The sequence below is a fragment of the Marilutibacter chinensis genome (assembly GCF_021725675.1).
Lineage (GTDB): Bacteria > Pseudomonadota > Gammaproteobacteria > Xanthomonadales > Xanthomonadaceae > Marilutibacter > Marilutibacter chinensis.
Window position 1 is genome coordinate 597,623 of record NZ_JAKJPO010000001.1, and the last position, 21,407, is coordinate 619,029.

At 67.4% G+C, this 21,407-nt stretch carries 19 protein-coding genes; 3 read left to right on the plus strand and 16 right to left on the minus strand.

Annotated features, from left to right (window positions below; translation table 11 throughout):
* Nucleotides 1–87: 87 nt before the first annotated feature.
* From L3V18_RS02650 to L3V18_RS02700, 11 genes are all read right to left on the minus strand, one after another.
* Complete coding sequence (locus L3V18_RS02650) at nucleotides 88–411, minus strand: DUF3325 domain-containing protein (protein ID WP_237053044.1); 324 nt, start codon at nucleotides 409–411, stop codon at nucleotides 88–90.
* Nucleotides 411–1,961, minus strand: a complete 1,551-nt coding sequence (locus tag L3V18_RS02655; protein WP_237053045.1) for a PepSY-associated TM helix domain-containing protein — start codon at nucleotides 1,959–1,961, stop codon at nucleotides 411–413. Before L3V18_RS02655 ends, L3V18_RS02650 begins: the two co-directional genes overlap by 1 nt.
* Before the next feature lie 30 nt (nucleotides 1,962–1,991).
* Entirely contained in the window at nucleotides 1,992–2,324 is a 333-nt protein-coding gene (locus tag L3V18_RS02660) for a hypothetical protein (RefSeq protein ID WP_237053046.1), read from the minus strand.
* Between the two features lie 4 nt (nucleotides 2,325–2,328).
* Nucleotides 2,329–4,494 carry a TonB-dependent siderophore receptor gene (locus L3V18_RS02665; protein ID WP_237053047.1) on the minus strand — a complete coding sequence of 722 codons (2,166 nt, stop codon included), beginning with the start codon at nucleotides 4,492–4,494 and terminating at the stop codon, nucleotides 2,329–2,331.
* A 363-nt stretch (nucleotides 4,495–4,857) separates the two neighbouring features.
* On the minus strand, nucleotides 4,858–5,448 hold the full coding sequence (locus L3V18_RS02670) for a YceI family protein (RefSeq protein ID WP_237053048.1): 591 nt from the start codon (nucleotides 5,446–5,448) through the stop codon (nucleotides 4,858–4,860).
* Nucleotides 5,449–5,607: 159 nt separating this feature from the next.
* Nucleotides 5,608–7,203 carry a BCCT family transporter gene (locus L3V18_RS02675; RefSeq protein ID WP_237053049.1) on the minus strand — a complete coding sequence of 532 codons (1,596 nt, stop codon included), beginning with the start codon at nucleotides 7,201–7,203 and terminating at the stop codon, nucleotides 5,608–5,610.
* A 130-nt stretch (nucleotides 7,204–7,333) separates the two neighbouring features.
* A complete protein-coding gene (locus tag L3V18_RS02680; RefSeq protein WP_237053050.1) occupies nucleotides 7,334–8,380 on the minus strand; it encodes a hypothetical protein in 1,047 nt (348 codons plus the stop codon).
* A gap of 401 nt (nucleotides 8,381–8,781) precedes the next feature.
* Nucleotides 8,782–10,134 carry an amidohydrolase family protein gene (locus L3V18_RS02685; protein ID WP_237053051.1) on the minus strand — a complete coding sequence of 451 codons (1,353 nt, stop codon included), beginning with the start codon at nucleotides 10,132–10,134 and terminating at the stop codon, nucleotides 8,782–8,784.
* On the minus strand, nucleotides 10,127–10,339 hold the full coding sequence (locus L3V18_RS02690; protein ID WP_237053052.1) for a DUF4287 domain-containing protein: 213 nt from the start codon (nucleotides 10,337–10,339) through the stop codon (nucleotides 10,127–10,129). The genes L3V18_RS02685 and L3V18_RS02690 overlap by 8 nt, the downstream gene beginning before the upstream one ends.
* Before the next feature lie 2 nt (nucleotides 10,340–10,341).
* The gene (locus tag L3V18_RS02695) at nucleotides 10,342–11,256 is read right to left on the minus strand and encodes a VOC family protein (protein WP_237053053.1); all 915 of its coding nucleotides are present in this window, start codon (nucleotides 11,254–11,256) and stop codon (nucleotides 10,342–10,344) included.
* Nucleotides 11,257–11,454: 198 nt separating this feature from the next.
* Complete coding sequence (locus L3V18_RS02700; protein WP_237053054.1) at nucleotides 11,455–11,874, minus strand: hypothetical protein; 420 nt, start codon at nucleotides 11,872–11,874, stop codon at nucleotides 11,455–11,457.
* 112 nt (nucleotides 11,875–11,986) lie between these two features.
* Between L3V18_RS02700 and L3V18_RS02705 the strand changes: the two genes are divergently transcribed.
* Nucleotides 11,987–12,817, plus strand: a complete 831-nt coding sequence (locus L3V18_RS02705) for a helix-turn-helix domain-containing protein (protein ID WP_237053055.1) — start codon at nucleotides 11,987–11,989, stop codon at nucleotides 12,815–12,817.
* A gap of 36 nt (nucleotides 12,818–12,853) precedes the next feature.
* On the opposite strand, the gene L3V18_RS02710 is transcribed toward L3V18_RS02705, so the two are convergent.
* From L3V18_RS02710 to L3V18_RS02720, 3 genes are all read right to left on the minus strand, one after another.
* Nucleotides 12,854–13,783, minus strand: a complete 930-nt coding sequence (locus L3V18_RS02710) for a M14 family metallopeptidase (protein WP_237053056.1) — start codon at nucleotides 13,781–13,783, stop codon at nucleotides 12,854–12,856.
* Nucleotides 13,784–13,980: 197 nt separating this feature from the next.
* Nucleotides 13,981–14,712 (minus strand): hypothetical protein, encoded by a 732-nt coding sequence (locus L3V18_RS02715; RefSeq protein WP_237053057.1) that lies wholly within the window; start codon nucleotides 14,710–14,712, stop codon nucleotides 13,981–13,983.
* 98 nt (nucleotides 14,713–14,810) lie between these two features.
* A complete protein-coding gene (locus L3V18_RS02720; protein ID WP_237053058.1) occupies nucleotides 14,811–15,458 on the minus strand; it encodes a DUF998 domain-containing protein in 648 nt (215 codons plus the stop codon).
* Between the two features lie 265 nt (nucleotides 15,459–15,723).
* Between L3V18_RS02720 and L3V18_RS02725 the strand changes: the two genes are divergently transcribed.
* On the plus strand, nucleotides 15,724–17,580 hold the full coding sequence (locus L3V18_RS02725; RefSeq protein ID WP_237053059.1) for a M48 family metallopeptidase: 1,857 nt from the start codon (nucleotides 15,724–15,726) through the stop codon (nucleotides 17,578–17,580).
* Nucleotides 17,581–17,619: 39 nt separating this feature from the next.
* Here L3V18_RS02725 and L3V18_RS02730 read toward each other — a convergent pair whose 3' ends face one another.
* Nucleotides 17,620–18,657, minus strand: a complete 1,038-nt coding sequence (locus tag L3V18_RS02730; protein WP_237053695.1) for a DUF5694 domain-containing protein — start codon at nucleotides 18,655–18,657, stop codon at nucleotides 17,620–17,622.
* Between the two features lie 372 nt (nucleotides 18,658–19,029).
* On the opposite strand from L3V18_RS02730, the gene L3V18_RS02735 reads away from it, so the two are divergent.
* On the plus strand, nucleotides 19,030–19,395 hold the full coding sequence (locus tag L3V18_RS02735; RefSeq protein ID WP_237053060.1) for a DUF1428 domain-containing protein: 366 nt from the start codon (nucleotides 19,030–19,032) through the stop codon (nucleotides 19,393–19,395).
* Between the two features lie 97 nt (nucleotides 19,396–19,492).
* On the opposite strand, the gene L3V18_RS02740 is transcribed toward L3V18_RS02735, so the two are convergent.
* Nucleotides 19,493–21,226, minus strand: a complete 1,734-nt coding sequence (locus L3V18_RS02740) for an extracellular catalytic domain type 1 short-chain-length polyhydroxyalkanoate depolymerase (protein WP_237053061.1) — start codon at nucleotides 21,224–21,226, stop codon at nucleotides 19,493–19,495.
* Nucleotides 21,227–21,407: the final 181 nt, after the last annotated feature.

A 21,407-nucleotide genomic window follows, 5' to 3' on the forward strand; every position in this document is an offset into this window, starting at 1 on the left:
TCGATCAGGCCTCTCCGATTCGTTGCCCCCGTTGTGATGCATCGCAACAACCCGGGTCGCGAGCGTCATCTCACTTCGCGTCGGCGATCAGACCAGCGCGGTTGCCGCCAGCAACAGCGATATGGGCACGGCGACCGCCCAGCTCCGCCGGGGCCACAGGGTCATCAACAGCACCCAGGCCAGCGCCGCAATCACCAGCGAGGCGGCCCAGAAGATCGGCCCTTGCCCCCAGCCACGGTCGGCCGCCGCGACCGCGAAGCCCAGCGGCAACAGGCACCAGCCGGCCGCCCGCAACAGGCGGCGCCTTGCCGGCGCCGGGTCGGTACCGAACACGGCCTTGTGGTGTCGGGGCAGGCCCAGCGCCAGCAGGATCCAGGCAGTCAACGACAGCGCGAGCACGAGTCCGAGCATCAGCTTGCCTCCGCGGCCTGCGCCCGGGCCCGGGCTGGTGCCCGCGATGCCGAAGCCGGCTGCCGACGCTTCTGCCGGTACGCCAGTGCGGCATAGGCGATGGCAAAGGCGAGCGCGCCAAGGTCGACGGCGGCCAGGGCGTACTCGCCACGCGACAGGGTCGCCAGCAGTTGGCTATCCGGAGTCGCGAGCGCGTTGACCACCGGCAGGGCCGCCAGCGCGGCCGCGGTGGCGGCGAACAGATCGCGCCAGCCGTGCCCTCGGCGATCGCGCCACGCGCCCCAGGCCGCGGCCAGGATCCATGTGATGCAGAACACCGCGACCTCGGCCTCGGCGCGATCGGCCAGACCGGCAGGCAACAGGCGATTGGCGAGCAGCATCGAGACGCAGGCCAGCGGCATGCCGGCAACCACGCCGACGTTGAGCCCTTGCACCAGGCCGTAGCCTGACAACGCGCCGGCCTCGGCCACTCGCCTGGCGCGCTTGCTCACCCACACCTGCATGCCGCTGGCGATCATCACGCATCCCGCAATGCCCATCAGGAAGTACAGCCAGCGCAGCGAGGTGCCGCCGAACTGTGCCATGTGCATGCCGCCGAGGTAGCTGTAGGTCGTGTAGCCGCCACCGGGTTCGCCTGTCTGGTGCAGAAAGTGGCCGTCGGCGGCGTCGTAGAACACCTGCTGCAGGTTCCAGGCGACCTTGCGGCTGTGATCGCCACCGAAGGAGATGGTCGCGCTGGCGTCGTCGGGGTGGTGGACGCTGGCCCAGGTGACCGGGACGCCGAGGCGGCGCTGCGCATCCTCGACCAGGGCGTCGATCGAGTGCAGCCGCGCAAGCGGCTCGCCGACCTCGGGCCGTTCGTACAAGTCGCCGGCTTCTTCGTAGAACTTCAGGACGTCGCCGTCGTACGCGGCATTGATGCCCGCGAACATGTAGTTGGCCACGAAGATCGCGACACCGGTGTAGGCGATCATCAGGTGGAACGGCAGCCCCAGCACACCGGTGACGTTGTGGCCGTCGAGCCACGCCCGCTGCCCGCCCTGCTTCGGCCTGAAGGTGAAGAAGTCCTTGAAGATCCGCTTGTGGATCACGATGCCCGCGACCAGGGCCACCAGCATCAGCATCCCGGCGAAGCCGACGACGTACATGCCGACCGTGCCCGCGTGCAGGTTGTAATGCAGGGTGAAGAAGAAATCGCCACCGGCGGTATCGGGTACCGGTCCGCCGGTCGTCGGATCCAGTGCCTGGCGGGTATGGCTGCCATCGTCGTAGTAGACGTACGACTCCATCGCCCGCTCGCGATCGTTGCCGGCCGTCACGTACCACGCATGCGCGTCGGGCGCGCGCTCGCGCGAAAGGGCGATCGCTCGGTCGAAAACCGGTCGATCCGGCACCTGCACGCCATGCAGCGCCGGCCGCATCCAGTCGTCGATTTCCTTGTCGAAGCAGGCCAGGGTGCCGCCGACGAAGATCGCGAACAGCAGCCAGCCGACCACCAGGCCGGCCCAGGTGTGCAGCCACGCCATTGATTGCACGAAGGAATTCTTCATCGTATCCGCCTGTGTTTGCCGGCCCGAGGATCAGGGCCGTCGCGCGAGCTCTGGGAACAGCATCGTGGCGCCCAGCAGCACGCTCGCGAACAATCCCGGCACCCACCACGCGCGCCACGCCGACCGCGCGGCGAACGCGTGGATCGCCGCCGCACACCAGACCGCGAAGGACAACAGGCTGGCCGCGATGACCCGGTCGACCCTGGCGAGTGGAAGCACCAGGGTCAGGAACGCGGTTGCGCCGTGCGCGAGGTAGTAGCCGCCCACGACCGCCGCCAATACGCGTGCCGCTACCGCACCGCGGTAGCGCCATCCCTGCCTGGAGGCGCGACGCGACATCGTGGCGGTCCGGGTCGTCGACATCGACTCAGAACCGGTAGCTGAGCGTCAGCGAAGCATGACGCGGCGCACCGTAGTAGCCCTGCTCCCAATACAGGCTGGGGACGTACTTCTCGTCGGTGACGTTGTCGAGGTTCACCGTCGCGCTCCATTGCGGTGCGAAATCGTAGCGGGCCATCAGCCCCAGCAGGGCGTAGGCATCCTGGTTGATACGCGCGGGGCGGCCATCGCTGCCGATGATCGCCGTCTCGCGATAGATGTCGCCCTGCCAGTTCAGGCGCGCGCCCAGCCGCAGGCCGTCCACGCCGGGCACCTGCCACGTCGTCGAGATCCGGAAGAGCTCGCGCGGGACATAGGTGCGTGCGGTGCGGCCATCCGCGTCGTCGATCTGCAGCCTGGTGAAGCCACCGGCAACCTGCCAGTACTCGCCGATGCGGCCGGCGACGTCGAGCTCGAAGCCCTGCGACTCGGCATCGACACCGCGGTAATAGGTCTGTCCCGTTTCGGTGTTGAAGCCCGCCGACTCGGCCAGGTTGTCCTGGCGCGTGCGGAATACCGCCAGCGAGGCATTGAGGCCGCCGTCGAACCACTCGCCCTTGAGGCCCAGTTCCGAGTTGCTGCCGGTCAGCGCGCCGAGCAGACGGTTGTTCCCGTCGACCTCGGACTGCTGGTTGAAGATCTCGCCGTAGCTGGCGTAGGCCGAGTAATGTTCGCCCAGGTCCCAGACCGCGCCGGCAAATGGCGTGGTGCGGGTCTCGTCGACGGTATTCGCCTGGCCGTAGCTGAAACCGCGGGTCTCGGCACGGCTGCGGCTGGCGCCGGTGATCAGTTTGAAATTGTCGGCGAGGTTCCAGCGTACGGTCGCGTAGAAGCTATGGCGGCGGTAGTCGAATCGGGAACCGTCGGAATAGGCATCGAAAGCGGGCTTCGGGTAGCGACCGTTCCATTCCTCCAGTGGCGGCAGCGGCGTACCAATGTCGGCGCTGAACCATGAGACCTCCTCATTCTCGCCATCGGCCCAGTTCGCACCGATCACCACGTCGTGCTCGCGGCCACCGAGGGTGACCGGACCGGTTGCATAGACGTCGGCGTAGTGCGCGCTGAACTTGCCGTCGTAGTCGGATGGATAGGAGTACAGGCCCAGGCCGGTCTCGCGATCCGGGGTTCCATACACGTAGAACAACTCGGTATCGCTCTCCATCTTCTCGTAGTTCAGCGACGCCCGCAGGTTCCAGTCGCCGATCGCATGATCGAGCTCGACGAAGGCACGGGTGTCTTCCTGGTCCCAGAACGACCAGTCCGACGCGGTGCTGGTGGAAACGTCGTAGTCGGTCGGGCTGCCATCGCTGTAGAGCAGCGGCAACGCGCCCCACAGCGGGCTGTTGGGGTTGTTGCGCTGGTAGGAGACGCCGGCGGCCAGGGTCGTGGCCGTCCCCAGGTCGGCCTCGACCACGCCGTAGTAGACCTGCTTCTCCAGCGAATAGCGATCCAGATGGCTGTCGCCCTTCTCCCAGGCGGCCACCGCGCGGCCGCGCACGCCGCCCTCCGCCGCGAGCGGACCGGACACGTCGACATCGATACGCCGCCTGTCCCAGCTGCCTACGGTGAGCTGTGCCTGGCCGCGCAGGTCGGTGGTCGGGCGCTTGCGCACGAAGTTCACCGTCGCCGACGGATTGCCGGTCGACGACATCAGGCCATTGGCGCCGCGCAGCACCTCGATGCGCTCGTAGATCGCGGTGTCGAGGTCGCCGTCCTGGATGCCGTACGGCAACGGCAACCCCAGTCCGTCGCGCTGGAAATTGGTGATGTCGAAACCGCGCGCGGTGTAGTAGGTGCGGCTGGTCTCCACCGCCTCGACGGTAACGCCGGTGGTCGCGTCGAGCACGTCATTGACACTGGTCAGGCCGAAATCGTCCATCTGCTCACGGCCGACCGCGCTGACAGACTGCGGCGTCTCCCGTGGCGAGAGTTCCAGGCGGGTCGCGGTTGAGGTCTGGACGACGCCATACCCGTCCGGCTTCTGGCCGGTGACCCGGACGGTGTCGAGATCGGTCGCATCGGCGCCGGAGGCTGCCGCATCCGGGCCGGCAAGCGCGCCGGGGGACTGAAGTGCCGCGGCGATGCAGACGGACATGACGGCGACGGGGATCGACCGCCGGCGGGCATGCGTGGCGGACGGGGTGTGGACGGTCATGGGGGCGTGCTCTTTCAGGATCGTGGACGAACGGCTCGCGGGCGGCTGCGGACATCCGCGACCTGCGCAGCCTGCAAATGAGAATATTTCTCAATTTTAAATGGGAAACGTTCTCACTTGCAACGCCAGCCGACCGGCACGCGCTGCCCCCGTCTGCTGCACCGTTCGATCGCCCCCCTCCCATGACAACCGTCGCCGGCCGCTTCCCTCCGTGTCATCGCCCACCTCTGTGGGCGATGCTTTCAAGGAAGCGTCATGCGGCTACCCCACCCGCTCCCTGATCGTCCGCATCGGTGGAGCGCCACCGGCCGCCGCCGCTCCCGACGATCGGCACGCGAAACCGCATGCGCCGGTAGAGGCTGCCTACTCCCTGCGGATCGCCTCGACCTGGATCCGCAATGCGACCTTCATGTCGAAACCCCAGTCCTTGCCCGCATCGATGCCGAAGGCCGCGCGGTCGATCGTCGCGTAGGCGTCGGCGCCGCACCAGTCGCGCTTGTACATCGGATGCGGCATGCACTTGAACGACCGGATATCCAGCGTCACCGGCCGGGTCACTCCGCGCAGGCTCAGCTCTCCATCCACCCGGGTCGGCACGCCATCGACGAAGTCCGCCAGCGTGCCGGTGTAGGTGGCGGTCGGATGGTTCGCGGTATCGAAGTACTCCGGCCCGGCCATCTCGCCGTTGAGCACGTCGTGGCCGAAATCGATGCTGGAGAGATCGACCTCGACCTCGAGCGTGCCGCTGCCGGCCTCCTTGTCGAGGGTCACCTCGCCGCTGGTGCGGTTGAACTTGCCCCGCCACACCGAGATGCCCACATGGTCGGCCTCGAAGCTCGGGTAGGTGTGATCGGGCTCGATCTCGTAGACGACCGGCTCGGCAGCGAGGGTGGTGGCGAAAACAGCGACGGCCAGGACGGCGGCCAGGGTCGACGGACGGCGGACGGCGTTCATCTCGGTTCTCCGGTGGTCAACGGGACGACGGTTCGCCGCCCTCTTGCCCGTACGACGGACACGGGCCGCGCGATTCGACAATCGCCGCCCGGAGACCATGCCGGATCTTCCCGGCGAGTGCATCGGACCGGCTCGGCAGACAGCAGGCCCGGGGCCGATCTATCCGGCCAATCGGATCAGTTTCTGCTCGTGGCGCAGCCCCTTGGCCAGGCTCACGCACATCAACAGCAGCACGAAGGTGAAAGGCAGCCCCAAGCTGACCGCACCCGCCTGCAGCGCATCCAGCGCCGCCTCGCCGCCGATCGCCAGCAGGACCGCGGCGATGACGCCCTCGGTCACCGCCCAGAAGATCCGCTGCGCGACCGGCGCATCGACCATGCCGCCGGAGGTGATGCTGTCGATCACCAGCGAGCCCGAGTCCGACGAGGTGATGAAGAACAGCAGCACCAGGGCAATGGCCAGTACCGACGTGATCGCGGTCCACGGCAGGTTCTGCAGCATCTGGAACAGCGCCAGCGACGAATCGCCGATGCCCTCGGCCAACGCGCCGACCCCGGCCATCGACTGGTCCAGGCCGCTGCCACCGAACGCGCTCATCCAGACGATGGTCAGCAGCATCGGAACCAGAAGCACCGCGGTCATGAACTCGCGCACGGAACGGCCCTTGGAGACGCGGGCGATGAACATGCCCACGAACGGCGACCACGAGATCCACCACGCCCAATAGAAGATCGTCCAGCCATGGTAGAAGCCGTCGTCTTCGCGTCCGACGGGATTGCTCAACGGCAGGAGGTATTCCACATACGAGAAGAGAGTGGTCCCGACGTTGCCGACGAAGGCCATCAGCGATCCAGCGACGATCACGAACAGCAGCAACGCCGCAGCCGCGAGCATGTTGATGTTGCTCAGCAGCTTCACGCCACCGTCGATCCCACGGATCACCGAGATCGTCGCGATCGCGGTGACGCCTGCGATTATCGCGATCTGCAGCGCCAGCCCGCCCGACACCCCGAACAGGAACTCGATGCCGCCCGCCGCCTGCTTCGCACCCAGTCCCAGCGAGGTCGCCAGGCCGAACAGCGTGGCCAGCACCGCGAGCACGTCGATCACGTGGCCGAGCGGTCCCCAGACGCGGTCGCCGAAGATCGGATAGAAGGTCGAACGGATCGTCAGCGGCAAACCCTTGTTGTAGGCGAAGAACGCCAGTGACAGCGCGACCACGCCATAGATCGCCCAAGGATGCAGGCCCCAGTGGTACATGGTCGCACCGAGCGCGGCGCGGCGCGAAGTCCCGGTGCCGCCGGCGATGTCCAGCGGAGTGCCGAACCATTCGGTGAAATAGCCGACCGGCTCGGCCACGCTCCAGAACATCAGGCCGATGCCCATGCCGGCCGCGAACAGCATCGCGAACCACGACGGCCTCGAGAACTCCGGCTCGGCATCGGCACCGCCGATCCTGATCCGGCCGACCGGCAGCACGATCAACGCCAGGCAGAACAGCACGAACACGTTGCCGGCGCTCAGGAACACCCAGTCGAAGGTGTTCTGGATCCACGTGCGCGTCGCCAGCAACGCCTCGCCGGCGCGCTCGGGCATCGCCAGCGAAAGCGCCACGAACAGCGCGATCAGGGCCGCGCTGACGATGAACACCGGGTTGTGAAGATCCAGGCCGAACGCCTTGATGTTGTCCTGGCCTACCTCGTAGTCGGTCTCGTAGACCTCTTCGAGCTTTTCGATCTGCTGCTGGACGTTCAAGACGCGTACTCCTCGATGATGTCGTTGCCGGGCCGGGCTTGCCGGTTGCTGTCGTTGCGTCGCGACCGCGACGCCGGGCTCTCCCTGTGCGGTTGTCCCCGTGCGGTTGTCCCCGCCGGAGAACGGAATCTCAGAAATAGAAGCCGACGTTGACGTTCAGGCGCGAACGCCAGCGGTCGGAGCCAAGCTCGTCGATGCCGATGCCCGGGCCACCGACGAACCACATGTTCTTGCCGGCGATCCAATCCACGTAGGTGAACATCGTGCCCTTGGCGAAACTGCAGCCGGCGACGTTCTGCCATGACTCGCTCAATCCGGGATCGTCGTCGACCGGCCGGGTCATGCTCAGGTTGTTGTAGCAGGTGATGCCGTCGAACCAGCCCGTGCGTTGCAGCGCATAGGCGACGTTGAAGGTGGGGACATCGGCCCCGGCCGCTATCTCGAACGGAAACTGGAATGCCGACATCGCGATCCGCGGCTCGTCGATACGATAATGATAGCGGGCCCACTGCCCCTGCAACGTCAGCGGACCGCGTGTCCACTGCGCATGCAGCGCCGCACCGTGATGGCCATGCCGGCCTCCGTCGACGCGATTCTCGATCTTGCCGGCGAACAGCGAGGCGCCCAGCGCAAGCGCGCCATCGCCCAGGTCGCGCACGTTCTCGTAGCGGAGGTTGAGGCGCTCCCGTTCGCGATACGGCGAATCGACGGTGGTGGCCACGTCGAACGAGTAGCGATCGAAGCGCGCACCGGTGCCGTATTCGTCGCCGGAGAACACTCCGGCATGGAACCTGTGCGGACCCGCATCACGGCGCCACACTATGCCTGGATCGTAATCATCCTCGATCCCGAGATAGTAGCCGGAGCCGAACCAGAAACTATGGGAAGCATATGGCAGCAGACCGAACGGCACCTGCTGGATGCCGACACGGATGTCCGAGGACTCGCCGAACTTCCAGCCCGCCCATGCATGATGCACGGCATGGAAGCCGTCGTACCAGCGATACTGCAACGAGAAGAACGCCGGGCCGGCATGGCCCTTGGCATCGACCCGGACCAGCTCCAGATCGGCGCCGGGATCGTCGCCATAATCGAGCCAGCCGTAATTGAAGCGCACCGCACCACCGAGATCGAGTCCACGATCGCCTTCTTCGGCATGGACCGTGAACGTCGACAACAACAGGGCTGAACCAAGAAAACGCGCAAAACCACGAAAAATCACCGGCCGATCGCTCCCCCATGCATGCTGGACAAGCGATACAGGCTAGCGCGCCGAAACGATCATTGCAAAAAACGCACGCAGGAAAACAGCTGATTTTCCGGCTATATCCGCGTCACCAGGAGCTTTCCGGCGAACGAGTCGATCTGTCGCGACCGCATGAAACGAACGAAGATTACTCAGCTTTCGCGTGAATCCGCGGAGGACGCAATGGCAGGAATATGGCGTCCTTGCGGCGCCGCGGAAGTCTCGCGCACGGATGCCGGCGATCGGACGAATCGGGGCCGCGTACGAGGCCCCGGAGCGACTGCGGCGCCCGGATGCGATCGTCCGCCGGACGTGTTCTGCGACTGACCCCGCTAGCGCCGTTCATCGTTTGCGGCGTTGCCATGTCCAGGCTCCGGCGCCGCGTTCGGGTGCGCTGAATGGATCACTTCGCCGGCCCGTATCGTGTGACGGACATCGGAGAAGGCGGTCGGATCCCGGGCCGGATCCCGCGCGAGAACGACAAGGTCGGCATCCATGCCCACCTCCACACGTCCCTTGCGCGCCGAGTGGCCGAAGCGCTGCACCGGAGCGGTGGTGAGGCTGGCGAGGATCGCGCGCCAGTCCATGCCCGCGCCCGCCATCAACTCGAGCTCGCGGCGGGTATCGGGCAGGTCGATGTAGCCAACGTCCGTGCCGAACAGTACCTGGCCGCCAGACTCGTGGAAGATGCGCAATTGCTGCTGTGCCATGCCCGATATCCTGGCGACCACCTCTTCCGGTGCCCGCTCCTTGCGCACCTCGACTTCGAACAACGCCAGGGTCGGCGTCAATGCGACGCCGGCATCGACCAGCCGTTGTGCCAGCGCCGGGCTCCACGGTCCGTCCGTCGGCGTGGTGTGCGCGAGCACATCGACGCCGCTGGCCAGCGCGACCTCGATGCCCTCCCGCGTGGTCGGATGGGCGAAAGCCGGCTTGCCGGCGGCATGCGTCGCGTCGACGACCGCACGCGCGATCGCCGTGTCCATCACCTGCACGCGCCTGCCCTCGTCCACGATCGCGCCGATGAACAGCTTCACGCCGTCGCTGCCGCCCTCCAGCTGCCGCCGCGCACGTTCCCGCGCCTCCCGGTCCGTCGCGACCTCGGCGCTCGGCGCGCCCATCCCGTCCAGCATGTCCTCGACGTAGGACGGCGTACCGTCCGCCGGAAAGAACGGCATGCCGACGGTCAGCAGGGCGGGTCCGGCCATCTCGCCAGCGGCGATCCGGCGACGCAGTGTGGCAGCGTTGTCCGACGGAAAGGACGCGATGTCGAACACCGTCGTGAAGCCCCAGCGGGTGAACAACTGCCGCAGTGCGAACCCCAGCTCTGCCGACGTGCGCGTATCCGCCTCGCGCAGCGGCAACGGCAACGTATGTGCGTGGCTGTTCCAGAATCCCGCGGTGACCGTTCCGCCCTCGGCATCGATCACCGCGACGCCGTCCGGCAGCGCGACCGACGTGCCGAGCTCGACGATCCGGCCATCGCGCATCAGCACCGTGGCGTTCTCGATCGGCGCCGCCTGCGGGTCCGGGTAGACGCGGGCGTTGACGAGCGCAAGTTCCTGTGCCGGCGCCACGCCGGCCACCAGGAGCGCGAATGAGAACACGCAGCTCCGGATCCACTTCATCGACGGGTCTCCGCCGCCACGCATGCCGATGCGCTGGACGTTGTCATCTTCATTCACCTCTTGCGCGGTGATGCGCGACCAGGGCGTTGGCATGTCCATGGCCAAGCCCGTGCACCGATTTGAGCGCCGCCACCCTCTCCATGTGCTTCATTCCATTCATGGCGTCCAGCACTTCCATCCAGTGATCGATCGGCTTGCCGTAGGTCTTCTCGATGGAAGGAAAGTAGGACGCAGGGCCCTTCGCCTTGTTCTGTACCGTCATGGTCAGCGTTCTCCCGCCGCGGCTTCGATCGCGGCGACATTCATCTTGTGCATGTCGAGGAAGGCCCGGGTCGCCCGGGCGATGCGGGCCTCGTCTCCGGACGACATGATCTCACCAAGCAGCAGCGGCGTGACCTGCCACGAGACGCCGAAGCGGTCCTTGCACCAACCGCATTGCTCGGCCTCGGGCACGCTGGACAGTTTCGACCAGTAGCGGTCGATCTCGCCCTGGTCGCGACAATGGACGACGAACGAGATCGCTTCGTTGAATCCGAAGCCATGCTCGCGACCGCTGTCCATCGCCGCGAACCAGGTATCGCCGAGCCGGAAATCGGAGTACATCACCGCACCTTCGCTTTCCTGCTCCACGTCGGCGGGATAGCGGATCAGCCGCCCGTTCTCCGAGTCGTCGAACACCGAACGGTAGAACGCCCCTGCCGCCTCGGCCTTGCCGCAGGCTTCGCCGGTGAACAACAGGGAGGGCATGATCGTCGGCGGCGGTCGGTCCGAAGGCTCGGCCAGGATCAGCTGCCACGACAGACCATGGCGGTCCTGTACCCAGCCATAGCGCGGGCTGAACGGGTACGCGTCGAGCGGCATCAGCGCCCGTCCGCCTTCGATCAGCGCGGCCCAGGTCGCGTCCAGGCGCTCCCGGGCCCGGGGGTCGCGCGCCGGGTCGAAATTGACGATGAACGAGACCGACGGGTTGAACCTGAACAAAGGCCCGGCGCTGATCGCCATGAACGATTGTCCGCGCAGACTGAATGACACGACGTCGCAGTCGCCGGAGGGCGTGTCGCGCAGGGTAACGGTGGATTCGACCTTCGAATCCGGGAAGATCGAGCAGTAGAACGCCGCGGCCTCGGGTGCCTGGCGGTCGAACCACAGGTGTGGGGTGATCGGTCGGGCCAGCGTCATCGGTTTCTCCTCGTCTCGGGGGCTCGATAACAGACGATCGAGGCAGGACGGATTCGACATCCGTCTGGAGATTCTCTCTTCATCGGGCAGCATGATGGCGGGCGCCCGGCTCGTCCGCCAGCACCCGCCGCCCCGCTGCGCGTCCGATGCATCCGTTGCGGAGGCTGCGGATGCATCGGAGCGCATGCCGGTCCACGCTCAGGCCGGCACGCCGGGCCGCGGCCGCATCGCTCGCAGTCCCATCCACCCGAGTTCGGCGAACACCAGGACCACCAGCGCCTGTGCGCAGACGAAGGCGACACCGAATGCCGCCGGCTGCCAGGTCGGACCGAAAGCGACCCAGGCACTGGCGGCCACCCAGGCGAAGTTGATCGCGATCACCGCAGCCATTGCGCCGTGCGGCACCGCGACGCGACGCGACAGCATCAGTACCCACAGCGCGAACGGCGCACAGATCGCGCCCCCGGTGCGAAGCAGGCCGGCGGGCAACTGCAGCACCGGCGCCAGCATTTCCGCCCCGAGGATCAACATCAGCGCGGTGGCGCCGGTCGCCAGGCCATCGATCAGCAGCAGGCGGGGCAGGAACTTCGGACTTGCGAAACGGTGCAGTGCCGACATTTCGTTTCTCCTCACGGTTGGGATGCCGGCATGCTGCCCCTGCCCCCGCATCGACACCATTACGCCGGAGGTAATGCTCCTGCCTCCCCCGCTTGGGCTATGGTCTGCAGCCATGGCCATCCCCGAACCCGCCCACCGCCCCTTCGGCGAGCAACTGCGCGAGTGGCGCCGTCGCCGCCGGCTGTCCCAGGAAGACCTGGCCGGCCTCGCCGACATCTCGCCCCGACACCTGAGCTTCCTCGAGACCGGCCGCTCCACCCCGAGCCGTACGATGCTGCTGCGGCTTTCGGACCGGCTCGACGTTCCCCTGCGCGAGCGAAACCGGATGTTCACCGCCGCCGGCTATGCGCCGGTGTACGGCGAGCGTGCGTTGGACGATACCGGCCTCGATGCGGCACGGCGCACCATAGAACTGGTGCTGCGCGGCCACGAGCCCTTCCCCGCCCTGGCGGTCGACCGGCACTGGCGGATGCACGCGGCCAATCGCGCCCTCGCGCCATTCCTGCGCGGCGTCGCACCCGAGTTGCTGGAGCCGCCTATCAACGTGCTGCGCCTGAGCCTGCATCCGGAAGGCGTGGCGCCGCGAGTGGCGAACCTGGGCCAGTGGCGCGCGCACCTGCTGCATCGCCTGCAGCAGCAGGTGGAAAGCACCGGCGACTCCACGCTGGAAGATCTGCTTCGGGAGCTGCGCGGCTATCCGGGACCGGAGCTGGAGGAAGCGCTGGAACCGAACGCGGTCGCCATACCGATGCGGCTGCGCAGCGAGTTCGGCGAGCTGTCGTTCCTCAGCACCACGACCGTGTTCGGGACCCCGGTCGAGGTGACCCTGTCCGAGCTCGCGATCGAATCGTTCTTTCCAGCCGATCCACGCACAGCGAAGGTGATGCGCACCCTGTCACTGGTGGGCCGGATGTTGCGCTTCAGGTTGCCGCCGTTGAAGTGATCGCGGACGGGCAGTCCGCGGAAGCCGGCTACGCATCTAGCCGGCCGGATGCGCCAGCGCGTGGTCGATCGCGGCGCGCACCGCTGCGACCTGGGCATCGTTGCACTGCTGCGGGGTCGCCCTCGGGCTGTCGGGATAGACCTCGGTCGTAGTCGTGAAGCGGGCGCCGGTGATGCCGGCGCACAGTCCCAGCGCCTGCAGCGGATAGCGGATCACCCCATGTGCGACCACCGGCGAGCCGATGATCCGGCCATTGGCATCGGCCGGTGCGATATGGGTGACCTGCTCGACCGCGGCTATCACCGCCTGCTGGAAGGCCGGCTGCGGGTTGTCGCTGTCGTCGACCAGATAGAAGCCATCGGGAATCCCGCCCGGTTCGTACGGCTTGCCGTCGCGCGCGGCCAGCGCCGGACGGAACTCGCTCTCGTCGCTGTCGGTGGTCTCGTGCAGGTCGATGTGCATCGCAAAGCGTCCACGCAGCGGCGCCACCAGGCGCAGCAAGGCCGCGGATTCTTCGGCCGGACTGTCTTCGCGGAACGAGCGGTTCGGATCGATCGCATGGGCGTTCCAGCGGTGGATGCGCTCGTAGGCCCATGGGCTGACGCAGGGCGCGACCAGCAGGTTGGCGCGGCCTTCGTAGTCGCCGGCATGCCGCGCGACGAACTGCAGCGCACCGTGCACACCGCTGGTCTCGTAGCCATGCACGCCGCCGGTGACCAGCATCACCGGCAGATCGTCGCGCCAGTCCGGACTGCGGATCGCGTACAGCGGATAGACCTCGCCGGCATAGTCGAGACGACCGTATTCCTCCACCTCGAAGCGCTCGCGAAAGCGCTCGATCAGGGCCAGCACGTCGTCCGCATAGCTGCGGTGACGCACCTGTCGCGACAGCCATTCCGCCTTTTCGGCTTCGCCCCAAGGCACCCCGGGCGTACCGATCGGATAGAAGGCGGCGGGATGCGTCATTCCGGAGGCTCCAGGGCGGGGGCGGAGCGCGAACTCTAGCATCCGGAACCCGAGCTCGTCCGTGCCGACAGGCGTGGCCGCCGCCGTCGACATCCGCATCCGCCCCCCCGCCCTGTTCCCCTACCACGTTTCCCCAAAGCCCCCCCGGGCCCGTGCCCTGCCGTCCCCAACCCTGGCGGGCAGTCCTGCGTCACCGGCTAGATATCGAGGGGGAAGAAGCCCCAGCAGTCCGCTGTATCGCGCGCGGTCGGAGCACCGCGCGCGGCGCAGATCTGGCGCGCCTGCACGATCGTGTCGGCATAGGCGGCATCGTTGGTGTCGGCCAGGGCGTGCGACATCTCGTGCAGGATCGTCTCCTGCTTGAGCTGGTCGTCGGCATTGCGGAAGCGCACGTTCAGCTGGATCTTGAACGCGAGATCGCGTGCCGGCGACACGGTGATCGGAACGCCGTTGTGCATGAACACGTAACTCTGGGTTCCATTGTTGATGTTTCTGCGCACATCGGACCAAGCGGCCTGGAAGCTGTTCGGATTGCCCGGATCGACCGCGCCGTCCTGATCGGGATTCACCACCGGCGGGCCCGCCGCTGCGTACTCGTCGGCGTCGTGGTCCTGCCAGTCCGCATACTCGATGTAGACGGTCCAGGTGTTCAGAGCAGTGGCCATCGCCGCATAGACCCTCTGCAACGTACCCAGGAAGGTGTCGTCGCCCGAGCCCAGCGCCGGCACCGGACCCGCACCGAACTGCACGCCGAAATAGGTCGTCAGCGCTCCCCGCACGGTAGTGGCGTCGGCGTTTCCCGGATCCAGCAGTGTGTTGCGGTTGCGCCGCTGCAGCCAGTTCGCTGCGTTCCGGGCCAGGGCCACGGCATCGATGAAATAGGTGTCCAGCGCCTCCACTTGGGCCTGGCCACGGTAAATGCGGGGCATCTCGGATTCTCCTGGGTTCCGGGCCGGATCGCCCGTCGACACCAGGAACGCCGGCTCAGTCCGGTTGTGAAGCCGGAAGGGACGGGATGCGCGGAGAGCTAGCCGCGCTGCAGTTCAGGCACGCCGGCTTCGACTGCGTCCCCGCCCTTGCGCAGTCCGTTGGCCGCCACTCCCAGCCAGATCAGGATCATCGCGATCTCGACCTTCTGGGTCAGCCCGCGTGGCGCATCGCGCCACAGCGCATGGACCCAGAGCCCGACGAACGCCAGCGCCGCCAGCACGAACGCCGCTGCGAAGCACCGGCGCCAGCGCGGGTCGCGACGCAGCCGCCAGGCCTGCAGCAGCATCGCCGTGGTCACGCACAGGAAGGCCGCCTGAGCGGCAAGGCCGTGCACCAGCGTCTCCAGCGTGACCGGCTGGCCATGGCGTCCGGTTTCCGCCAGCGCCGTCACCGCCAGCGCCAGACCGGCGCAGGCGAACAGCAGCATCGGCGCCGCGCTGCGCGCCTGCGGCCGCAGCTCGACGTACCAGCCAACGCCGAGCGACACCAGGGACAGCGCCAGCGCGAAATAAGCGGTCTGCACCCACAGACCGTACGGGTCGAGCAGGTAGAAACTCAGCGGCGTCCGCAGCCAGTCCAGGTCGGTGCGTACGAACTGCGCCACCGTGCACACGAGAGCGAAGGCCAGCACGCCTCCCAGAGCAAGGGTACCCAGGCGGCGCGGCAATACGGAAGGAATCGTCATGCGCATATGGTGCACCTGTCGCCGAGCCGGTCAAACACGGACGACCGACGGGGCCCCTGCCTGCGGCGCGGCGCCTCGGGACAGGACGGTGGCGCTCACTGCACGGGCATCGCGTTGCAGTGGTGGACCGTGACGGGAGACCGGCTCCGACCGCCTGGCCGTGGCTGGATCCCGACGGCCGGACCGATGGCGGACGGATCCGGCGTACCGTGAACCGGGTCACAGCTTTTTGGTAGATTCGCTGCGCCAACAGGGGGAAGGATCCATGCAGTCAGTTGCAAGTCGCGCCGCTCTGGTCGAACGACTAGACCGCCAGTCGCTCCAGTCACCGGCTCTCTACAAGTTCAAACTCGCCCTGCTTGCCGGACTGGGCTTTCTGGTGCTCGGCGGCTCGGCCGTCGTCGCGCTGGCCGTCTCCGTCGGACTGGTGGTGGCGCTGTACCTGGTCAGCCCGGTATTGCTGATCAAGCTGATCAAGATCATCTGGATACCGATTGCGTTCGGCTGGCTGGTGCTGAAGGCACTGTGGGTACGCTTCGAGGCGCCGGACGGCTATCGTCTCGCACCGGGCGAAGCCCCCGAGCTGGTCGCGGAGGTCGAGAGCCTGCGTCGGGCGACCCGGGCGCCGAAGCTGGAGGCGATCATCATCACCCCCGAGCTGAATGCCTTCGCGGCGAGCGTTCCCCGCGCTTCCGGACTGTTCGGTCACACGTACTATCTGGTGCTCGGTCTGCCGTTGATGCAGTTGCTCGGGCGTGAAGAGATGGCGGCGGTGATCGCCCACGAGTTCGGACATTTCGGCGGTGGCCACAACCGTTTCGGCGGCTGGATACACCGGGTCAGGATCAGCTGGTACCGGGTGATGTCGGCGCTCTCCGAGAGCGATGCCTGGGCGTCGAAGCCGTTCACGCGCTTCTTCCACTGGTACGCGCCGTTCTTCGACGCCTATAGCTTCTCGCTGGCGCGCGCGAACGAGTACGAGGCCGATGCCACCGCGGCGAAAGTGAGCGGCGCGGAGAACACCGGCCGCGCCCTGGCCCGGGTGCACCTGGGCAGCGACCGGCTCGAGCGCGAATTCTGGCCACGGCTGAGGCAGGACAACCTGCGGCAACCGCAACCGCCGGCTCGCCTCTATCACGACATGGCCCAGCACCTGCGCAACGCTGGCGACGGATCCCCGGAACAGATGCAGGAGGCGCTTCGCGCCGGTGGCGGCTACGACGACACCCATCCCACGCTGGCCCAGCGCCTGCAAGCGCTCGGAGTGGAGTCGCTGAGCATCGACCGGACCGCCGGCCCCTCGTCGGCCGAAGTCCTGCTCGGTGCACTGGCAGGCACGCTGGAGGAACATTTCAGCAGCCAGTGGCGTGAGGAGGTCGAACCGGCCTGGACGCACAACCACGCCCGCCATGCCGATGCGCGGGTGCGGCTGGAGGAACTGGAGCGGATAGAAGCGCCGACCCCCGGTCAGGTGGTCGAGCATGCCCACCTGGTCGACGAACTGCGCCCTGAGACCGACGCGCTGCCGCTGTTCGAGCATGCGGTCGAGCTGGCGCCGGACGATGCCTCGGCACGCTTCCGGCTCGGCAATCTGCTGCTGATGCGCGGCGATGCCTCGGGTGTCGAGCACGTGCGTACCGCGATGCGCCTGGATGCCGGCGCGATCGAAGCGGGGTCGCAGCTGTTGATGCACTACTATGCGTCGATCGGCGACGTCCGGGGCCAGACCGAAGCCGAAAGCGCCCTGGAACAGCTGTACGAGGAACGGCAGCGGGTTGCCGCCCGGCGCGGCAAGGTGTCTGCCTCCGATACCCTGCTGCCGCACGGGCTGGACGAAGAAGTGCTGGATGCCGTGCGCGGACAGCTGGAGCGGCTGGACACGGTCAAGCGGGCATGGATCGTCCGCAAGCACGTCAGCGACGATCCCGACGAGCTGCCGCACTACGTGATGCTGGTGTCGTGGCGCGGGTTGGTGTTTTCCGAGGGCGGCAACCTGCAACGGGTGGTCGATGCGGTCGACCTGCCAGGCAGCTTCATGGCCATCACCGCGCCGAACCAGCGCAGGATCGCGAACAAGGTCAAGAAGGTCGCCGGCGCGCCGGCCTACACCCGTACGCGCTGACCCGGCTCACCATCCGCGGCTTCCACGACCCACCGGTTGTTACTTCAGTACCTCGGTCGCGTCGACGATCTCGACGCCCTGCAGTTGCCCCAGCCAGGCATCGAACCAGGGTTTGTGCGATACACCGACGATCGACAGCACGCGCACGCCCGGACGTTCGCGGAAGCTCTCGCGGATGTTCGCGATCATGCGAAGGTTGCGGATCTCCCAGCCGGCCACCCATATCTGCGGGTAGCGGCCGGACGAGGAGAAGCGCATCGCGGTGCCGGCGTTGGCGTCGGCGAGCATCTCGAGGTTTCCGGGGCGGTTGATCCTGCGATACAGGCCAAGCATGTCGCCCTTTTCCGCGAGTTCCTTCTGCCGCTGCTCCGCCGCGTCCAGCGCGGTCCGGTCGGAGTTCCACGCCGCCATCAGGTCCTTGCCGAAGGTTTCCTCATCGACGATCTTCAGGTTGTCCCCGGTGTGGTTGTCGACGGCATGCACCCGTTGCAGGCCCAGCCGTGCCGCCAGCCGCGCACCGATCAGGTAGCTCTCGTTGTTGCGCGTCTCCAGCGCCTCGAGCATCTCGACCAGGCTTGCGTCCAGGCCGTCGCCCGCGCGCCGCTCCGACTCCGGCAGCTGCCACCACTGCACCAGCGCCGACGCACGGTCGTTGGCTGCCAGGAACCTGGAGGCCAGGCGGCGGCGTTGCGCCGGCGCAGGCCGGTCCGGCCAGTTCTCCAGCATTTCCCGTACCTCGGCGATCGCCGCCGGCACGTCGAGACCGGTCGCGGCCTCCGCTGCGTCGGTGTCGGCGCAGAAGTCGAGCGCATAGACTTTCGGATGGCGGACCATCAGATCGCATTCCTCGCCGCTCATCGACTCGATCGTGATGATGTCGGGCCGGAACGCCGCCAGCCGCTCGATCACCGGCTCCAGCGACGTCGGCTCGAAGTCCTCGGGCATCCCGCTCAGATGGACCGAGCCCAGCACCAGCACCCGCGCGGGTTGCCCGCTCATGTCCGCGTCCAGTCCGGTCAGATCGACCTGCGCCTGTACCGCAGCCGGCAGCATCAGCGTCAATGCCAGCGATCCCATCCTCATCCAAGCCCTGCCCATTCGGTGCTCCCTCGTCTGCCGTCGCGCGCCAACCGGCGCAACGGATACTCACGGTGCGAGGCCGGCGGCCCGCCTGTCGCAAGCGATGGTCCGACAACTCGCACGCGCACCCATGCGCCATTGGTCACGACCGTGACGCACGGCATGGGCCTGGCGGCGGTTTCCGCGACACGGGCGCGGGGGACCGGCCGATCACCCGGACATCCCGGTGTGCGGTCGCAGCCGTCGTCGTCGGCTGGCGACGACGGCTTTCGCCCCTCATCCGGCCACGGCCATGTCGATCCCCGCCTTCCTCGTTCGTCGCCCTTCCGAAGGCGCACATCCCGTGTTCCGCCTGCCCCGGAGGTCACCATGTCCTATATCGACGGATTCGTCATCGCCGTCCCCACCGCCAACAAGGCCCGGTTCATCGAGCACGCCCGTACCGGCGACTCGGTCTTCATCGAGTACGGTGCGCTACGCGTGCTGGAGTGCTGGGGCGACGACGTGCCCGACGGCGAGCAGACCGATTTCCGGCGCGCGGTGAAGGCCCGGGACGACGAGACGGTCGTGTTCTCATGGATCGAATGGCCGGACAAGGCCACCCGCGACGCCGGCATGAAGAAAATGATGGCCGGCAGCGACCCGCGCATGGACCCCGCGAAGAACCCGATGCCGTTCGACGGCAAGCGCCTGATCTACGGCGGCTTCGCGCCGGTGCTGGAGATGACGAAGTAGCGCTGCGGATCCGGAGCGTTCGTTCCTTCACGCGGGCGGCAGCCACCGGCCGGAGTACCGTTCCTGGCGGCGGCCTGGCATATGCCCGGGACGCGGCTCACGGCAGGTAGGTCACCGTCAGCTTCGCGCCCGCACCACGACCGACCCACAGGTACGCGGTCGAGGTCTGGTCGTCGCTGAAACGCAGCCGCAGTTGGGTCCGCCCGTCCTTGTCGATCGCCGCCAGTCCGTCGGTGGAGAACAACGTGCTGGCCTGGATGCCGCCGCTGAAGGGCGGCAGCCGGGCGACGTCGCTGGCAGCGGTGGCATGGCTCCAGTCGGCCGTCTCGATCGTGCAGGCGCCGATGCAGTCCGGATGTGCATCGATCACCAGCGCGTTGCCGGACGGGTCCGACCACGGATCGCCGAAGGCGCTGCCGTAGGTCACGGTCAGCGTGGCCGAGGTGACCACGGCGGCGTCGGGGATCGCCGATGTATCGAACGAGAGCAGCGCGCGGTTGAACTTGCCATCGGTGCCGCGTCCGATCGCGAGGCCGTAGTAGGCCTCCAGCGTCCCTACCGCCGCGGCGTCGCCGCCGCTGCCGGCCTTCACGTAACCATCGTTGGCGTCCTCGTTGTCGAATGTCACGGTGATCGCGCTGCCGCCACCCGACCCGCCTTCCACGGTGACGTTCACAGCCCCCGAGCTGCCAGTGTTGCCGGCAAGATCGACCGCCCTCGCCTGCAGCCGATGCGGTCCGCTGGTCGCGGCCGACGCATCCCAGCCCACGGCATAGGGCGCATCCGCATCGATGCCGAGCAGCGCGCCGTCGAGCAGGAACTCGACCCGCTCGATACCGACGTCGTCGCTGGCAGCCGCGCTGACGGTGACGTTGCCGGCGACGACCGCGCCGTCGGCCGGTGCGGTCAGCGATACCACCGGGGCGACGCCATCGAGGTTGTCCAGTCCCCAGAAACGGCCGATGTGATAGCTGGAGCAGATGTTCGCGTCGAGGATGTAGGCGCCTGCTGTACCGCACTGGCTCTCGCCGCTGCCGGGATCGACCGGCGTCCCGTGGCCCATGCCGGTGATCGTATAGGTCTCCACCCGTGCCTGCCCCGCGGCATCCCGGTAGACCTTGTGCGGATAGCCGGCGATGCTGTCGGATACGTCGGCGACCTGGTCGATGCCATGGACATCGGTCCATTGCTGCATGCTCTCGGTCAGGTTCATCGGCCGGACGACGTAATCGGCATCGCCGTGCCAGATCGACACGATCGGCCACGGCCCGTCCCACGACGGATACGCGGCACGCACCTTGTCGCCCCACTGCGCGGGAGACAGGTCGCTGCCGGGATTCATGCAACTGAAGGCCGCGGTCTGCGATGTCGCGCAGCGGTGCGGCAGGCCGGACAGGATCGCGCCGCCGGCGAACACGTCCGGATAAGTCGCCAGCATCGTCGCCGTCATCGCACCGCCGGCGGACAGTCCGGTGACGTAGACCCGCGACGGCGCTACGGCGTGGTCGGCGATCATCCGGTCGACCATCTGCTTGATCGACAGCGCCTCGCCCTGTCCACGCGCGGTGTCGCCCGACACGAACCAGTTGAAGCATCCGCTGGAATTGTTGCTGCTCTGCTGTTGCGGCAACACCAGCGCGAACTGCCAGCGGTCGGCCAGCATCTGCCAGCCCGTCTCGGCATCGTAACTCGCGGCACTCTGCGAACAACCATGCAGCGCGACCACCAGCGGCGCGCCAGCCGGCAGGCCGGCGGGCACGTGCTTGAACATGCGCAGATTGCCTGGATTGCTGCCGAAGCCGGCGACCTCGGTCTGCGCCAATGTCGACACCGGCGCTGCCGCCACCAGCAGCAGCGTTGCCGTCAGCGCCCCGCGCCATCGATGTCCTTTCCGGCTCCCACACCCAGACATTGCGATCGGCATCGTCGACTCCCGCGACCCTGGATGCCGCCAGTGGGCCACAGCGCCGACGGCCGCGGCATTGGCCGATGGGGCAAGCTGCAGTGCAGCA

Coding starts and splice junctions, on each gene's coding strand:
- L3V18_RS02700 (WP_237053054.1), bottom strand. CDS start 11,874: ATGTCGGCACTGCACCGTTTCGCAAGTCCGAAGTTCCTGCCCCGCCTG.
- L3V18_RS02665 (WP_237053047.1), bottom strand. CDS start 4,494: ATGACCGTCCACACCCCGTCCGCCACGCATGCCCGCCGGCGGTCGATC.
- L3V18_RS02670 (WP_237053048.1), bottom strand. CDS start 5,448: ATGAACGCCGTCCGCCGTCCGTCGACCCTGGCCGCCGTCCTGGCCGTC.
- L3V18_RS02730 (WP_237053695.1), bottom strand. CDS start 18,657: ATGGGATCGCTGGCATTGACGCTGATGCTGCCGGCTGCGGTACAGGCG.
- L3V18_RS02690 (WP_237053052.1), bottom strand. CDS start 10,339: ATGACGGTACAGAACAAGGCGAAGGGCCCTGCGTCCTACTTTCCTTCC.
- L3V18_RS02660 (WP_237053046.1), bottom strand. CDS start 2,324: ATGTCGACGACCCGGACCGCCACGATGTCGCGTCGCGCCTCCAGGCAG.
- L3V18_RS02705 (WP_237053055.1), top strand. CDS start 11,987: ATGGCCATCCCCGAACCCGCCCACCGCCCCTTCGGCGAGCAACTGCGC.
- L3V18_RS02725 (WP_237053059.1), top strand. CDS start 15,724: ATGCAGTCAGTTGCAAGTCGCGCCGCTCTGGTCGAACGACTAGACCGC.
- L3V18_RS02710 (WP_237053056.1), bottom strand. CDS start 13,783: ATGACGCATCCCGCCGCCTTCTATCCGATCGGTACGCCCGGGGTGCCT.
- L3V18_RS02695 (WP_237053053.1), bottom strand. CDS start 11,256: ATGACGCTGGCCCGACCGATCACCCCACACCTGTGGTTCGACCGCCAG.
- L3V18_RS02715 (WP_237053057.1), bottom strand. CDS start 14,712: ATGCCCCGCATTTACCGTGGCCAGGCCCAAGTGGAGGCGCTGGACACC.
- L3V18_RS02735 (WP_237053060.1), top strand. CDS start 19,030: ATGTCCTATATCGACGGATTCGTCATCGCCGTCCCCACCGCCAACAAG.
- L3V18_RS02650 (WP_237053044.1), bottom strand. CDS start 411: ATGCTCGGACTCGTGCTCGCGCTGTCGTTGACTGCCTGGATCCTGCTG.
- L3V18_RS02720 (WP_237053058.1), bottom strand. CDS start 15,458: ATGACGATTCCTTCCGTATTGCCGCGCCGCCTGGGTACCCTTGCTCTG.
- L3V18_RS02655 (WP_237053045.1), bottom strand. CDS start 1,961: ATGAAGAATTCCTTCGTGCAATCAATGGCGTGGCTGCACACCTGGGCC.